Annotated in this window: 1 protein-coding gene; it reads right to left on the bottom strand. The window is 73.7% G+C overall.

Annotated elements, in window-relative coordinates:
* Positions 1 to 17929: type I polyketide synthase (locus VT50_RS40075; protein WP_079343934.1), on the bottom strand; the 17929-nt coding region annotated here is incomplete at its 3' end.

Raw genomic sequence — 17929 nt, forward strand, 5'->3', positions numbered from 1 at the left:
CCTCCCGATCAGCCACATCACACGCCACCACCCGGGCACGCGCCCCTGCCACCGCCAACTCTTCCACCAACTCCACCGCCCCCGGCGCCTCACCACCGGACCGCGACACCAACAACAGATCCCGCACCCCATGCACAGCCACCAAATGCCGCGCAACCAGCCCACCCAACCCACCAGTCGCCCCGGTGACCAGCACCGTGCCGTCACCCCACCCGGGCCGGGAGTCCGGAGTCGTGGCCACCTTGGCCAGCCTCGGCGCCAGCAACCGTCCTGCCCGCACCGCGAGCTGGTTCTCGTCGGTGCCGACCGCGGCGCGCGCGACCGCGGCCACCCCCGCCGGGTCGTCCACGTCGGCCACGACGAACCGGTCGGGGTGCTCGGCCTGCGCCGACCGCAGCAGCCCCCACACCGCCGCACTCGCCGGGTCGGTGACGCTCTCCCCCTCATCACAGGCGACCGCGCCCGATGTGAGGACGAGCAGTGTCGACGAGGACCACGTGTCGTCGGCGAGCCAGGCCCGCAGCAGGGCAAGCGTCTCGGCCAGCTGGGACCTGGCCCGGGCCGGAATGTCGGTGTGGGCCGTGCCGAGCCGGTGGACGACCAGACGGGGCGGCGCGGTGCCGACCCCGGCCGCGTGTGCCGCCGCGGTGGCGAGATCGCCGAACGTCGGGGCCTCGTGCCCGGCCCGTTTGAGAGCGGTGGCGATGGTGTCGCTGTCCGGGCCGACGAGGGCGCAGTCGACCGGTTGGGCCGTCGGGACGGCGAGCTCCGCCCAGTCCACTGCGAACATGCCCGGGTTGCGTACGTCCGCCTTCGGCGCGACTCCGTCCGGATCGGACCGTCGAGCCAGCACGGCCGAGACGATCGGGGCACCGGTCTCATCGACGGCGAGCAGCGTCTGTGAACCGTCCACCGTGGTCAGCCGGGCCCGTGCGCTGGCCGCGCCAACGGCGTGTACCCGGAGGTCACGCCATTCGGTGACGATCCCGTCGCCGAAGGAGCCGAACTGTGTCGCCGCGGTGAGCAGGACAGGGTGCAGCAGGTACCGGCCCGCCTCAGCGGTCTCGACCGGCAGCGCCAGCTCGGCGAACGAGGTGTCACCGTCCCGCCATGCGGCCTGGACACCCCGGAACGCGGGCCCGAACACGACCCCAGCCGCGGCCAGCTCCGCGTAGCCGACGTCGACCGGGACGGCGGCGGCGTCCGGCGGCCAGGTGTCGAGTTTGGCGGGGGCGTTCCGGGGCGTGTCGACAGGCGCGAGCACCCCGCTGGCGTGCCGGGTCCATGGGGCGTCCGCGTCCTCCCCGGGACGGCAGTGCATGGTTGTCTTGCGTGCGCCGTCCCCGTCGGGCGGACCGACGGTCACCTGGACGACGAGGGAGCCGGTGTCCGGCAGCGCTGGCAGGGTGTGCACGGTCAGCTCCCGCACCTCGGCGGAGCCGAGCTCGGCCGCGGCCCGCAACGCGAGCTCGGCGAACACCGCACCGGGGACCGCGGTCGCCTCGCCGAGCACGTGGTCGGCGAGCCATGGGTGGCTCCGCAGCGCCAGCCGTCCCGTGAGAACGAGCGAGCCGTCCTCGGCGAGCGGGACGGCGGCGCCCAGCAGCGGATGCCCGAGCGCCCCCAACCCGACCGCGCCGACGTCCCCTGCGGGGCGGCCGGACCCATCCGGCCAGTAGCGCTCGTGTTGGAAGGCGTAGGTGGGCAGGTCGACGCGGCGCGGGGCGTACGGTGCGTAGACGGCGGCCCAGTCGGGTTCGACGCCATGGGTGTGCAGCCGGGCCAACGCCGTGAGCAGCGACCGGTGTTCGTCCTGCCCCTCCCGCAGCGTCGGCACCGCCACCGCACTGTCAATCACCGGAGTCAGCGCGGCATCCGGACCCAGCTCCAGGAACGCGCTCACACCACCCTGCTCGGCCATGTACTCCACGGCATCGCCGAAACGCACCGTGGCCCGCACCTGCTCCACCCAATACGCGGGCGTCGCCACCCGCTCGTCGACCGGCTGGCCCATCACCGTGGACACCAGCGGCATCCTCGGCCGCGCAAAGATGAGCCGGTCGATGGCGGCGGCGAACTCCCCAAGCACCTCATCCATATGGTGGGAATGGAACGCCCGCGACACCCGCAACCGACTGACCTTCCAACCCCGCTCCCGACACACCCCCTCCACCTGAGCGACCCGGTCCGCGTCGCCCGAGACCACCACCGAGGCAGGCCCGTTCACCGCGGCCAGACCCACCCCATCACCCAACAGCCCGACAACATCGGCCTCCGCAGCGCCCACGGCCAGCATCGCCCCATCCGAACGTGCCCGCCGCATCGCCCCACCCCGCGCCGCCACCAACCGGCACCCATCCTCCAACGACACCACACCCGCCGCGTAAGCAGCCGACACCTCACCCACCGAATGCCCCGCCACGAAATCAGGAACAACACCCCACACCCACAGCTGCTCAAACAACGCAACCTCAACGGCAAACAACCCCGCCTGGGCGTACAACGTGTCCTCCAACGCCCCAGCGTCGTCAAACACCACATCCAACAACGACCGATCCAACAGACCCTCAAAGCCCGACGCCACCCGATCCAGCGTCTCGGTGAACACCGGCAACACGCCATACAGACCACGACCCATACCCACTCGCTGCGCACCCTGACCGGTGAACACCACCGCCAACGAACCACCCCGTGCTTGCGCCCCATCAGTCACAGAGCGCAACGCGTCCACCAGTTCATCCACCGTGGAACCCACCACCGCAGCACGATGCGACAACTGCGCCCTACTCATTGCCAGCGAGAACCCCACATCCACGGCAGACAACCCCCCAGCCGCCTCAACGAACTCAGCCAACCGACCCGCCTGCGCCCGCAGCCCCTCGACCCCACGCCCCGACACCGGCCACACCACCGGAACACCACCGGAATCACCGCGCTCGGCAACCGGCGACGGCTCGGCCCCCTCCACGATCACATGCGCGTTCGTCCCACTGATCCCGAACGACGACACACCCGCACGCCGTGGACGGCCCTCCTCCGCCTCCCACACCCGCGCCTCACCCAACAGCTCCACCGCGCCCGACGACCAATCCACCTGTGAAGACGGCACATCGACGTGCAGGGTCCTCGGCAGAACACCGTGCCGCAGCGCCTGCACCATCTTGATCACACCAGCCACACCGGCGGCCGCCTGCGTATGCCCCATATTCGACTTCACCGAACCCAGCAAGAGCGGGGCATCCCGGTCCTGCCCATACGTGGCCAACAACGCCTGCGCCTCGATCGGATCACCGAGCCTCGTCCCGGTCCCGTGCGCCTCCACCACATCCACATCAGACGCAGAGAGACCACCACTCGCCAACGCAGCTCGAATCACCCGCTCCTGCGACGGACCATTCGGCGCCGTCAAACCATTCGACGCACCGTCCTGATTCACCGCAGAACCCCGCACCACCGCCAACACCTCATGACCGTTACGCCGCGCATCCGACAACCGCTCCAGAACCAGGACACCCACGCCCTCGGACATGCCGAACCCATCGGCGGCATCGGAGAACGACTTGCTGTGCCCGTCGTGTGCGAGCGCGCGTTGGCGGCTGAAGTTCATGAACATAAACGGGCTGGACATGAGGGTGACACCACCGGCCAGTGCCAGGGAGCACTCCCCCTGCCGCAGCGACTGTGCCGCCAGGTGCAGCGCCACCAGCGACGACGAACACGCCGTGTCCACCGTCAGCGTCGGGCCCTCGAGCCCGAACACGTAGGCCAGCCGTCCGGAGAGCACACTGGCGCTGTTGCCGGTGCCCAGATGTCCTTCGAGGCCGTCCGCCTGGTCCCAGAGCAGGTTTCCGTAGTCCTGGCTGTTCGTTCCGGCGAACACACCCGTCCGGCTGCCACGCAGCGATGTCGGGTCGAGTCCCGCTCCCTCCACGGCGGTCCACGCGGCCTCCAGCAGCAGCCGCTGCTGGGGGTCCATGGCCAGCGCCTCGCGGGGGGAGATGCCGAAGAACGCCGCGTCGAACCCGGCGATGTCGTCGACGAACCCGCCTGCCCGTGTGGAGATTTTGCCCGCGCTGTCCGGGTCCGGGTCGTACAGGTCCTCCAGGTCCCAGCCGCGGTCCTCGGGGAACGGACCGATCGCGTCGCCGCCACGGGCGACGAGCTCCCACAGCTCCTCCGGCGAGCGGACACCCCCGGGGAGCCGGCAGCTCATGCCGACGATGGCGATCGGCTCGTCGGTGGCTGCGGTTCCGTGCGCCGTGGTGGCCGGATCGGTCTCGCCGACCAGCATCGTCCGGAGCCTGCGCGCCAGCGCGGCGGGGCTGGGGTGGTCGAACACGGTGGTCGCGGGCAGCCTCAGCCCGGTCGCCCGGCCGAGCCGGTCCCGCAGCTCGACGGCGGTCAGCGAGTCGAAGCCGAGTTCCTTGAACGCGCGGTCCGCTTCGACGTCGTGCACCGTGTCGTGGCGGAGCACGGCGGCCGCCTGGGTGCGGACCAGGGTGAGCAGCAGCCGCTCCTGCTCGGCCCTGCCCAGGCCCGTGAGCTTGTGGGCGAGCTCGGCGCCCGCGCCAGCCGTGGCCAGTCCGCCCGCGGCCGGCCGGGGCGCCCGGGCGATCGGACGGACGAGTGCGGCCAGCGGCTCCGCCGCCCGCGCCCTGGCCGCGGCCATGTCGAGCCGCGCCGCCACCAGGGTCGCCGCCGTGGTGTGCAGCGCCTGATCGACCAGGCCCGGTACGTCGGCCGCGGCGAGCTCGGTGACCCCGGCGTGGGTGGCCGGTTCGGCGTCCCCGTCGGCCAGCGGGCCGCAGGCCAGGGACACCGCGGGCAGTCCCTCCTGGCGGCGCAGTTGGACCACGGCGTCGAGGTAGCCGTGCAGCGCGGCGTGTTCGGGACGGCCGGGCAGCCCCAGCATCCCGTTGGCCGCCGAGACCACCAGCCACCCCTGTGGTGGCATCTCCCTGGTGGCCTCGTGCAGCCGCCACACGCGGTCCCGCACGGTCGTGTCCGGTTCGTCGCTCGGGGCGACGTAGACCACCACGTCAGGTGCGGTGGTGGCGAGCCGGTGCACCGCCCTGTCCGCGTCGGCGAGTTCGACGACCGTCTCGGTGTCCGGCCGCTCGGTGAAGCAGCGGACGATCAGCCTGGTCAGCGGCTCGTCCGCGCCCGCCACCAGTACGGTGCGCGGTGCGCCGGGCGCCTGCTCGGCTGTCGGTGCCGCGCCGCGGCGCAGCCGGGGCACCCAGACCTTCCCGTCGCGCACGGCGAGCTGCGGCTCGTGGGCGACCGTGGCGGGTACGGACGCGGCCTCGGGCGCATCGTCGAGGTCGGCGAGGACCAGCCGGTTCGGGTGTGTGGCCTGCAGGGCGCGTACGTATCCCCACACCGCGCCCGCCGTCGGGTCGGTGACGGGGGCCCCGCCACAGGCGACCGCGCCGGTGGTCGCCACGATCAGGGTCGTGTCCGCGGGGCGGTCTTCGCCCAGCCACGTCTCGACCGCCCGCGTGGTCTCTGCCAGAGCGTCGGCTGTTCGCGGGACGTGGTAGACGGTGTGGTCCGCCGTCGTCGTCGCGGCCGCCGGTGCGGGCAGCTCCGTCCACTCGACCCGGTGCAGCACCGAGGCGCGGCCGGCGATCCCGGCGAGCTGGGCGGCCGGGATGGGGCGTAGCACCAGTGAGGCGACGGAGAACACCGGGGCGCCGGCGCCGTCCATGACCAGGAGGGAGAGTCCGCCGTCGGCCGTGGACGCGATCCGGGCTCGGACCGCGGTCGCGCCGGTGGCGTGCAAACGGATCCCGGACCAGCTGAACGGCATGCGCACGCCGACACCCGCACTCGCGTCCGCGACGCCGAGCTTGGCCTGTAGCACCCCGTCCAGCAGGGCGGGGTGGATGCCGAACTCGGCGGCCTCATCGGCGGCCTCGTCGGCCAGCACGACCTCGGCGAACACCTCGTCGCCGCGGCGCCATACGGCACGCAGCCCCTGGAAGGCGGGGCCGTAGCCGACTCCGGCCTCGGCGAGCCGTTCGTACAGCCCGTCGATCGGCAGCGCCGTCGCCCCTTCCGGCGGCCAGGCGAACGGAGCGCCCGGTCCGGACCCGGCGGCCCCGGAGGAGAGCACCCCGACGGCGTGCCGGGTCCACTGGTCCTCGTCGTCCGGCCGGGAGTGCACCGTGACACCGCGGCGTCCCGTTTCGTCCGCGGCATCGACCACGACCTGCAGTCGCAGCGTGCCGGTGGCGGGCAGCACCAGTGGCGCGGCCAGGGTCAGCTCCTCCACTTCGGCGCAGCCGAACTCGTCGCCCGCGCGGAGGGCGAGTTCGGCCACCGCGGTGGCGGGCAGCAGCGGTGTGCCCGCCACCGTGTGCTCGGCGAGCCAGGGCCGGGTTGCCGGGGAGAGGCGTCCGGTGAGCACGGCGCCGTCGCCGTCGGGCAGTGTGGTGACCGCGGCGAGCAGCGGGTGGCCGGCGGCGGTCAGGCCGGCGGCGGACACATCGGTTGGGGCAGCGGAGAGGGGCTTCGGCCAGAACCGCTCCCGCTGGAACCGGTATGTCGGCAGCGGTGTCCGGTGGCCGCCGGCGACCGCGGGGGACCAGTCCACGGCCACGCCGTGGACGTGTGCCTCGGCCATCGACAGCAGGAACCGGTCCAGGCCGCCGTCGTCGCGGCGCAGCGTGCCGATCACGACCGGGTCCCGCTCGGCGTCCTCGGCGATGTCCCGGATCCCGGTGGTGAGGACGGGATGGGCGCTGGTCTCGACGAACACGCCGAAGCCGTCGTCCAGCAGCGTCCGTGTCGCGCGGACCAGGTCGACCGGTTCGCGCGCGTTCCGGAACCAGTACTCGGCGCCCAGGTCCGTGCCGGGTACGACGCCGCCGGTGACGGTCGAGTAGAACGGCAGGTGGCCGGGGTGTGGCTGGATGTCCCGGCACATGTCGATGATCGCGTCACGCAGCCGGTCCACCCGGTCGGTGTGTGACGCGACCGTGGTCGCCAGCACCCGCGCCCGGACGTCGTCGGCCCGGCAGGCCGCGACGAACTCCTCCAGTACGGAGTCCGCGCCGCCCACGGTGACCTGCCGGGGGCTGTTCAGCCCGGTGATGGTCAGCGCCCCGCCGAAGGGCTCGAGCCTGCGGGACACCTCCTCGGGGGGCAGCGCGACGGAGGCCAGGGCGCCGCGGCCGATCAGCTCGTCGGCGAAGAGTTGGCTGCGCAGGACGATGATCCGGGCGGCGTCGGTGAGGGAGAGCGCTCCGGCCACGTGCGCGGCCGCCACCTCGCCCTGCGAACTGCCGATGGCCGCGGCGGGGGTGACGCCGTGGGAGCGCCACAGCGCGGCCAGTGACACCATCACCGAGAACAGCAGCGGTTGCAGCACCTCGATCCGGTGCGGCCATTCGGCGTCCGGTCCCTGCCGCAAGGTGTCCACGACGGACCAGTCGACGTGTTCCGCGATCGCGGCGTCGCACTCGGCCATCGCCGCAGCGAACACCGGCGAGGTGTCCAGCAGCTGGCAGGCCATCCCGGCCCACTGCGCCCCCTGGCCGGGGAAGACGAACACCGCCCTGCCACCCGTTCCGCTGCCGGTGACGCCACCGGCCGTCGGCTCGTCCTCGGCGATCGCACGTACCGCGTCGAGCAGCTCGTCCCGGTCGGCGCCGACCACTACGGCGCGGTGCCGCAGCCGGGCACGGGTGCCGGCCAATGACCACGCCACGTCGAGCGCGGTCGGATCGGGGTGCTCCGCGAGGTGTCCGGCCAGCGCGGCCGCCTGGGCGCGTAGCGCCTCCGTGCTCTTGGCGGACAGCAGCCACGGCACGGCCCGCGGTTGTGGCCCGGTGGGCTCGGGGTCCGGTACGGGGTCGTCGGGCTCTTCCAGGACGAGGTGCGCGTTGGTGCCGCTGATGCCGAAGGACGACACACCCGCTCGACGCGGATGTCCGTCGGCCGGCCAGGGCACGGGTGCGCGCAGCAGTTCCACGACGCCCGCCGACCAGTCCACGTGCGGGGAGGGCTCGGCCGCGTGCAGCGTCGCGGGGAGCAGGCGGTGCCGCATGGCCAGTACGGACTTGATCACGCCCGCCACGCCCGACGCGGCCATGGTGTGGCCGATGTTCGACTTGACCGAGCCCAGCCACAGTGGACGGTCCCGGTCCTTGCCGTAGGTGGCGAGCAGCGCGTGCGCCTCGATCGGGTCGCCGAGGGCGGTGCCGGTGCCGTGGCCCTCCACGGCGTCCACATCGGAGGGTGTGAGGCCCGCGCTGCCGAGCGCGGCGCGGATCACCCGCTCCTGTGACGGGCCGTTCGGTGCGCTGAGCCCGTTGGACGCGCCGTCGGAGTTCACCGCGGAGCCCCGCACGACTGCCAGCACCCGGTGCCCGTTGCGCCGGGCGTCGGACAGCCGCTCCAGCACCAGCATGCCGGCGCCCTCCGACATGCCGAACCCGTCGGCGGAGGCGGCGAACGCCTTGCACCGGCCGTCGGCGGCCATCGCGTGCTGCCTGCTGAACTCGACGAACACGCCGGGGGTCGAGGTGACCGCCACCCCGCCTGCGAGGGCGAGTCCGCATTCGCCGGTGCGCAGGGCCTGGGCCGCGATATGGATGGCGACCAGCGAGGACGAGCATGCCGTGTCGACCGTGACCGTCGGGCCGACCAGCCCGAAGACGTAGGACACCCGGCCGGATACGACACTGCCGGAGTTGCCGGTGACGAGGTGCCCCTCGGCGTCGGGGTTGCCGGTCAGCAGGCTGGCGTAGTCCTGGCCGCTGGCGCCGACGTACACACCGGTTTCGGTGCCGCGCAGGCTCTCGGGGTCGATCCCGGCCTGCTCGAACGCCTCCCACGCGGTCTCCAGGAGCAGCCGCTGCTGGGGGTCCATGGCCAGCGCCTCGCGCGGGGAGATTCCGAAGAACGCGGCGTCGAAGGCGACGGCGTCCTCGACGAATCCGCCCTCGCGGACGTAGCTGGTGCCCGGCCGGGTGGCCGTGGGATCGTAGATCGCCTCGATGTCCCAGCCGCGGTCGGCGGGGAAGCCGGAGATCGCGTCGCCGCCGTCGGCGAGCAGCCGCCACAGCTGTTCCGGCGTATCGGCGCCGCCCGGGTAGCGGCAGCTCATGCCCACGATGGCGATGGGCTCGTCGACGGTGGCCGCGGGTCCGGTGGAGGTCGCGGGGATGCCGGGCTCGGCGGTGAACCGGCCGCGCAGGTATCCGGCGAGGACCGCGGGTGTCGGGTGGTCGAACACGAGGGTGGTGGGCAGCGGCAGCCCGGTAGCGGTGGTGAGCCGGTCGCGCAGCTCCACCGCGGTCATCGAGTCGAAGCCGAGCTCGCTGAACGCCCGGTCGGCCTCGATGGCGGCGGGTGAGTCGTGGCCGAGCACGGCCGCCGCGCTTCCGCGGACGATGTCGGTCAGCAGCTCGTCCTGGGCGGCTTCGTCCAGTGTGGACAGGGTGCGGTCGAGTTCCGACCGCTGTCCGTCGTCCTCCTGTCCGTGCAGTGCCTCCCGTGCCTCGGGCAGCTCGTCGAGCAGCGGCCGGGGGCGGGCGGAGGCGTAGCCGGGTGCGAAGGACGTCCAGTCCACGTCGGCGACGACCACCGCGGTCTCGTCCAGGTCCAGTGCCCGCTGCAGCGCGGCGATCGCCACTTCGGGGTCCAACGCGCGCAGACCGCGGCGCCCGAGGAAGTCCCGCGCCTCGGCCGAGGCGGCCATGCCGGTGCTGTCCCAGGCGCCCCACGCCACGCTCGTCGCGGCCAGGCCACGCGACCGGCGCGCCCACGCCAACCCGTCCAACCACGCGTTGGCCGCACCGTACGCACCCTGACCACCACTGCCCCACACCCCGGCCACCGAGGAGAACAACACGAACGCGTCCAACGACCGCCCGCCCAACGCCACATCCAGATTGGCCGCCCCGCGCACCTTCGCCGCCATCACCGCGTCGAGCTCGGCGGGGCTCGTCCCGGCGAGCGGCGCCATGCGCATGACGCCCGCGGCGTGGATGACCGCGGTGATCGTCTCGTCGGACACCAGCTCGCGCACCGCGTCCGGATCGGTCATGTCACACGGCACCACGTCGACGGTCGCGCCCAGTGCGGTCAGCTCCTCGACCAGGTCCTCGGCGCCCGGTGCGGCCATTCCGCCGCGGCTGGTCAGCACCAGCCGTGGCGCGCCGCGCGCGGCCAGCCAGCGCGCGACCCGCGTGCCCAGCGCGCCCGTGCCGCCGGTGACCACCACCGTGCCGCGCGGGTGCCATTCGCCGGTGTCGCCGGTACGTTCGCTGCGCACCAGCCGCGGCACGAACACGCCCGCGTCCCGCACGGCGACCTGGTCCTCCGCACCTGACGCGAGTGCGCCGCCGACCATCGCCCAGGTGTCGGCGTCGGCGTCGGCGGGCAGGTCGATCACACCGCCCCATGACTCGGGCAGTTCGAGCGAGGCGACCCGGCCCATGCCCCACACGGCGGTCTGGTCCGGTGCGCACGCCTCGCCCGTGCGCGCGGGCACGGCACCGCGGGTCAGCAGCCAGAGCGGAACGGTCACCTCGGCGGCGCGCACCGCCTGCACGACCACCAGCGCGGTCTCCGCGTCGGGCGCGGTGGCGAGCACACCCGCGAGGTCCCGGCCCGCGGCGGCCTCCCGCAGCCGATCCGCGAGCAGCGCGCGGTCCGACGTGAGCTCCAGTGCCACGGCGTGTTCGACCGCCGTCGCGGCGCCGTCCGCCCCCACCAGCAGCCAGGTGCCGGATGCCACGGCCGGTTCGGCCGACGTGGCCCGCCACTTCACCTCGTACCGGGACGCCGCGACGGCCGCCGCGGTGTCCGGGACCGTCGGCTTGGCGGGGGCGAGCCAGTAGTGGTCGCGCTGGAACGGGTAGGTGGGGAGGTCCATCCGGCGTGGCTGCCAGCGGGCGAACACCGCGGTCCAGTCCACGCCGACGCCGTGCACGTGCAGCCGGGACAGCCCCGTCAGCACGCCGGCCATGTCGTCGCGGCCGGACCGCAGCGTGGTCGCGACCGCGGCGCCGTCGGCGGTGATGAGCGAACCCAGCACCGCGTCTGGACCGACTTCGAGGAACGCGGTCACACCGTGCTCGGTGAGCCATTCGGCGGCGGCGCCGAAGCGCACCGTCGCGCGGATGTGGTCCACCCAGTAGCGGTGGGTGCGGACCTCCTCGCCCGCGGCCACACCACTCACCGCGGAGACGAGGGGGATGCGGGCGGGGCCGAGCCCGATGCCCGCGATGTCCGCGGCGAAGCCGTCCAGCACCGCGTCCATGTGCGGCGAATGGAACGCGTGCGAGACCCGGAGCCGCTTGGTCTTCCAGCCGCGCTCCCGGCCATCCCGCTCCAGCGCGGCCACGGCGTCCGCGTCGCCGGAGACGACCACGGAGTCCGGGCCGTTCACCGCCGCCATGGACACCGCCGGGCCGAGCAGCGGCGCCACGTCGTCCTCGGCCGCTCCGACGGCGAGCATGGCCCCGTCGGAGCGTGCCCGCCGCATGGCCCGGCCGCGGGCGGCCACCAGCACACACGCGTCCGCGAGGTCGAGGACACCTGCGGCGCAGGCCGCGGTGACCTCGCCGATCGAATGCCCGGCGACGTAGTCCGGCGTCACGCCCCACGCCCGTACCTGCTCGAACAGCGCGAGTTCCAGGGTGAACAGCGCGGGCTGGGTGTACTCGGTGCGGTCCAGCAGCGCCGCGTCGGCGGACCCCTGCTCGGCGAACAGCACGTCGGCCAGCGGCCGTTCGAGCAGGCCGGCGAAGTTCCGGCAGGCATCGTCGACGGTCCGGGTGAACTCCGGGAGCACCCCGTACAGACCGCGGCCCATGCCCGGCCACTGACTGCCCTGTCCGGTGAACAGCATGGCCAGCACGCCGTCCCGCCGGGCCTGGCCCTGGACGACGCCGGCCACCGGCTCGCCGTCGGCCAGCGCGGCCAGCGCCCGCACCAGGTCGTCACGGGTGCCGGCGAGCACGGCGGCGCGGTGGGGCAGCTGGGTTCGGCTGACCGCCAGCGAGAAGCCGAGGTCGGCGAGGGAGGCCGGGTCCGCCGTGCGGGCGAAGGCGGCGAGTTGGGCGGCCTGCGCCCGCAACCCTGCGGGATCACTGCCGGACAGCACGACCGGCACCGGGCCGGGCACCGGCTCGCGGCGCGACCGGTGCGGCTCGGGGTCGCCACCCCCGAGCACATCGCCATCCTGGAGTAGGTGGCCGTCCTTGAGTGGGTCGCCGTCCTCGAGCACCAGGTGGGCGTTGGTCCCGCTGATCCCGAACGACGACACGGCGCCCCGCCGCGGTTGCCCGTCGGCCGGCCACGAAACGGGGTCCCGAAGGAGTTCGACGGTGCCCGCCGACCAGTCCACCGCGGCCGTGGGCGCGTCGGCGTGCAGGGTCCTGGGCAGCGTCTCGTACCGCATCGCCAGCACCATCTTGATCACACCGGCGACGCCCGCCGCGGCCTGGGTGTGCCCGATGTTGGACTTCACGGAGCCCAACCACAGTGGCCGGTCGCGGTCCTGGCCGTAGGCGGCCAGCACCGCCTGGGCCTCGATGGGGTCGCCGAGCGCCGTACCCGTCCCGTGTGCCTCCACGGCGTCCACATCGGCCGGAGTGAGTCCGGCGCTGGTCAGCGCGGACCGGATGACCCGCTCCTGGGAGGGTCCGTTGGGCGCGGTCAGCCCGTTAGAGGCGCCGTCGGAGTTGACCGCGGAGCCGCGGACCACGGCGAGCACCCGGTGCCCGTTGCGCCGCGCGTCGGACAGCCGCTCCAGCACCAGCACGCCCGCGCCCTCACCCCATCCGGTGCCGTCGGCACCGTCGGCGAAGGACTTGCACCGGCCGTCCGCGGCCAGCCCGCCCTGCCTGGCGAACTCGGTGAACACGCCGGGGGTGGACATGACCGTCACGCCGCCGGCCAGGGCCAGCGAGCACTCGCCGTGACGCAGTGCCTGGCCCGCGAGGTGGATCGCCACCAACGACGACGAGCAGGCGGTGTCCACGGTGAGCGTCGGCCCCTCCAGACCGAATACGTAGGACAGGCGGCCGGAGATCACCGCGGTGGCGCTGCCGGTGACCACATATCCCTCGGCACCCGCCGGGATGTCCGCGCCGGTGCCGCCGTACGGTTGGCCACTGGCACCCACGAACACACCGGTGTCACTGCCGCGCAGGGTGTCCGCGCTGATCCCGGCCCGTTCCACCGCTTCCCACGCGGTCTCCAGCAGCAACCGCTGCTGCGGGTCCATGGCCACCGCCTCACGCGGTGAGATGCCGAAGAAACCGGCGTCGAACCCGCCCGCCCCGGCCAGGAACCCGCCCTCACGGGTGATCCCGTCGAACCCGTCGAGCCGCCATCCGCGGTCGGTGGGGAAGGTGGCGACGGCGTCCTCGCCCGCGGCGAGCAGCCGCCACAGCTCCTCGGGCGAGGACACGTCGCCGGGGTACCGGCAGCCGATTCCGACGATGGCGATCGGCTCGTCCGTACCGCCGCGGGCGGGCGCTACGAGTACGGCGCCGTCCTCCGCGCCGGCGAGCTCCTCGTACAGGAACCGGGCGAGCGCCGTCAGGTTCGGCCGGTCGAAGATGACCGTGCTGGGGACCGGGATGCCGGTGAGCTCGACGAGCCGGTTGCGCAGCTCCACCGCGGCCAGCGAGGTGAAGCCCAGGTCGCGGAACGGGCGGTCGACCGGGATCTCGTCGGCCGCGGCGTGCCCGAGCACGAAGGCCACCTGTTCCCGGGCGATGGTCAGCAGCCGGCGCCGCCGTTCGGGATCGGACAGCGTCGCGAACTCCCGCTCCAGCGCGGCGCGGGCCGGGGTCCGGGGCCGCGCGGGTTCGGTCCGCCGCGCCTCGGGCAGGTCCGCGAGCAGGGGCCGGTCGCCGGCCGCGGTGTACCCGGGGACGAACAGCGGCCAGTCGACGTCGGCGACCACGACCGCGGTGTCGTCGAGGTCGAGTGCCCGCCGCAGGGCGGTGATCGCCTTCTCCGGTGCCATCGGCCGGATGCCGCGGCGCAGCAGGAAGTCCCTGCCCTCGCCGTCGGCGACGAGACCCGCGCCGTCCCATGCGCCCCAGGCGATGCTGGTCGCGGTCAGGCCGCGGCTCCTGCGGGACCGTGCCAACGCGTCCAGGTAGGCGTTCGCCGCCGCGTAGGCGCCCTGCCCGCCGCCGCCCCACACCCCGGCGACGGAGGAGAACAGCACGAACGCGTCAAGCTCACGGTCGGCGAGCAGGTCGTCGAGGTGGGCGGCGCCCGTCGCCTTCGCCGCCATGACGCCCGCGAGGGTCGTGGCGTCCACCGTGTCCAGCGGGGCTGGCTCGTCCGTGCCAGCGATGTGCACCACGGCCGAGATGTCGTGTGCGGCGAGTACGGCTGCGAGGGCATCGCGGTCGGCCACGTCACAGGCCACGATGTGAACGTCGGCGGCGCCCAGTCCGGTGAGCTCCGCACGGAGTTCCGCGGCGCCGGGGGCGTCGGCGCCGCGGCGGCTGGTCAGGACCAGGCGCTGGGCACCGGCCGTCGCGAGCCAACGGGCCACGTGGCCGCCCAGGGCGCCGGTGCCACCGGTGACCAGCACGGTGCCGCTTGGGGACCATGACCGGTCCGGGCTGTCCGGCCCGGCGGCACGCACCAGCCGCGGTACGACAAGCCCGTCGGGCCGGATCGCCACCTGGTCCTCGGCGCCGCCGCCCAGTACGCCCGCGAGCCGCCGCAGGGACGGTTCGTCCCAAGTGCCGGGCAGGTCGACCAGACCGCCCCACTGGCCCGGCCGCTCCAGCGCGACCACCCGGCCGAGCCCCCATACGGCCGCCCGTGCCGGGTCGGGGGCCGTGCCGACCGCGTCCCGGGTGACCAGCCACAGCGGACAGTCCAATGCGGCGTCGCCGGTGGCCTGCACCGCGGCGAGCGCGGTGGCCGCGTCCGGCGCGAACACGGCGACACCCGTGACGGTGGCGCCGTCGACCGCTGCCACGATCCTGTCGGCCAACTCGGCCCGTTCGGTGGTCAGTTCCGCGGATCGCAGCTCGGCGCCGCGGTCGGCGAGCAGCCCGGCGACTGCCGGGTCCCGCGTCTGCGGGGTGTCCAGGAGCAGCCAGGTCCCGCTCGGCGTCGCGTTCCCGGGGTCAGGCAGACGGGTCCACCTGACCTCGTACCGCCACCGCGTGGTCGCCGCGGGTCCTTCGGCATGGTGTGGCGCCGCGATGTCCGCCAGCCAGTACCGCTGCCGCTGGAAGGCGTAGGTGGGCAGGTCGGTCCGGCGGGCGTTCAGTGGCGCGAGGACCTGCGGCCAGTCGACGGCGATGCCGTCGACGTGCAGCCGGGCGAGTGCGGCCAGCAGCGCGGCCGGTTCGGCCCGGTCGGCGCGCAGCGCCGCGACGGCCGGGTGCCCGGCATCCTCGGCCATCGCGGTGAGTACGGCGTCCGGCCCGGCCTCGAGGACGGTCGTCACGCCGAGCCCGGCCAGCCGGTCGAGCACGGCGCCGAAGCGCACGGTCGCCCGGATGTGCTCGGTCCAGTACTCGGCGGTGGCCACCCGGCCGTCGGCGAGTTCGCCGGTCACCGCGGACACCAGCGGGATCCGCGGTGACCGGAAGTCCAGTCCGGCGATCTCCTCGGCGAAGCCGGTCAGCACCTGGTCCATGTGCGGGGAGTGGAAGGCGTGCGACACCCGCAGCCGCTTGGTCCGCCTGCCCCGTGCGCCGAACTCGCGCTCAATGGCGGCGACGGCGTCCTCGTCTCCGGAGACCACGACGGACTCCTGGCCGTTCACCGCGGCGAGGTCCACCCCGCCGGTGAGCAGCGGGACCACATCGGCCTCCGGTGCGGCCACGGCGAGCATCGCACCGCCCTGCCGGGCCCCGCGCATCGCGTGGCCACGGGCGGCCACCAGGGTGCACGCGTCAGCGAGTGAGAGCACACCCGCCACGCAGGCCGCGGACACCTCACCGATGGAGTGACCGGCGACGAATTCGGGTGTCACGCCCCAGGCCCGCAGCTGCTCGGCGAGGGCGACCTCCATGGCGAACAGCCCGGCCTGGGCGAACAGCGTGTCGTCCAGGGCGTCGCCGTCCTCGAACAGCACGTCCAGCAGTGGGCGGCCGAGCAGTGGGTCGAGGTGGCCACGGATCTCGTCGAGGGCGGTGGTGAACACCGGCAGCACACCGTAGAGGTCCCGGCCCATGCCCAGGCGCTGGCTGCCCTGGCCGGTGAACACCACGGCGAGCCGGCCGCCGGTCCGGGCGATGCCCTCGACCACGCCACGGTTCGGTTCGCCCTCGGCCAGGGCCCGCAATCCGCGCAGAAGTTCGTCGCGGTCGTCGCCGACCACGGCGGCGCGGTGTGCCAGGTGGGCGCGGTCGGTGGCGAGGGACAGTGTCACGTCGGTGTCCGAGGCGGTGGTCCGCTCGAGGTACGTGTGCAGTCGGGCCGCCTGGGCACGCAGCGCCTCGTCCCCGGCGCCGGACACGAGCCAGGCCAATGGTCCCGGCCGGGTTCCGTGCCGGGCGGGCTCTTCGGCCGGTTGTGGTTCTGGCTGTGGTTGTGGTTGTGGTTCCTCCAGGATCACGTGTGCGTTGGTGCCGCTGATCCCGAACGCGGACACGGCGGCGCGCCGCGGCCGTCCGGTGCTCGGCCACACCGCGTCGTCGGTGAGCAGCGCGACCCCGCCCGTCGACCAGTCCACGTGCGGCGACGGCTCGGCGACATGCAGTGTGCGCGGCAGCAGCTCGTGCCGCATCGACATGACCGTCTTGATCACCCCGGCGACACCCGCCGCGGCCTGGGTATGCCCGATGTTCGACTTCACCGAGCCCAGCCACAGCGGCCGGTCCCGGTCGCCCCTGCCATAGGTGGCGAGCAGTGCCTGGGCCTCGATCGGGTCGCCCAACTCGGTGCCGGTGCCGTGCGCTTCGACCGCGTCGACATCCGATGCGGACAGTCCGGCGGCGGCGAGGGCGCGCCGGATCACCCGCTCCTGGGACGGCCCGTTCGGTGCGGTGAGGCCGCTGCTCGCGCCGTCGGAGTTCACCGCGGACCCGCGGATCACGCCAAGCACCCGGTGCCGGTTGCGCCGGGCGTCGGAGAGTCGTTCCAGCACCAGCACGCCAACGCCCTCGGACCAGTTGGTGCCGTCGGCGGCGGCCGAGAACGCCTTGCACCGGGCGTCGCGGGCGAGGCCGCGCTGCCTGCTGAACCCGACGTAGGCGTCCGGTGTGGCCATCACCGTGACGCCGCCGGCGAGGGCGAGGCCGCACTCGTCGCGGCGCAGCGCCTGGGCGGCGAGGTGCAGTGCGACCAGCGAGGACGAACACGCGGTATCCAGGGTGACCGCTGGGCCCTCCAGCCCGAGCGCGTAGGCGACGCGCCCGGAGACGACGCTGCCCGCGTTTCCCGTGCCGAGGTAGCCCTCCACATCCTCCGGAATCCCGTCCAGGCGGGCCGCGTAGTCGTGGTACATCACCCCGGCGAACACGCCGGTCTGGCTGCCCCGCAGCGATGTCGGGGCGATTCCCGCGCGCTCCAGCGCCTCCCAGGACACCTCGAGCAGCAGCCGCTGCTGGGGGTCCATGGCCAGCGCCTCCCGCGGCGAGATCCCGAACAGCGGGGCGTCGAAGTCCCCCGCACCGTCGAGGAATCCGCCTTCGCTGACGTAGCTGGTGCCCGGGTGTTCGGGGTCCGGGTGGTACAGCGCGGCGAGGTCCCAGCCACGGTCGGTCGGGAACGGCGCAATGCCGTCACCGCCGGTGGCCACCAGTCGCCACAGGTCCTCGGGAGAGGTGACTCCGCCGGGGAGCCTGCACCCCATGCCGACGATCGCGATCGGCTCGCTCGCCTCGGCGACCAGTTTCTCGTTACGGGCCCGCAGGAGCTCGTTCTCACGCAGGGATGCGCGCAGTGCTTCGACGACGCGGTCTTCGGTGCTGGCCAT

This window comes from Streptomyces antioxidans (assembly GCF_000968685.2).
GTDB classification, from domain to species: Bacteria; Actinomycetota; Actinomycetes; order Streptomycetales; family Streptomycetaceae; genus Streptomyces; species Streptomyces antioxidans.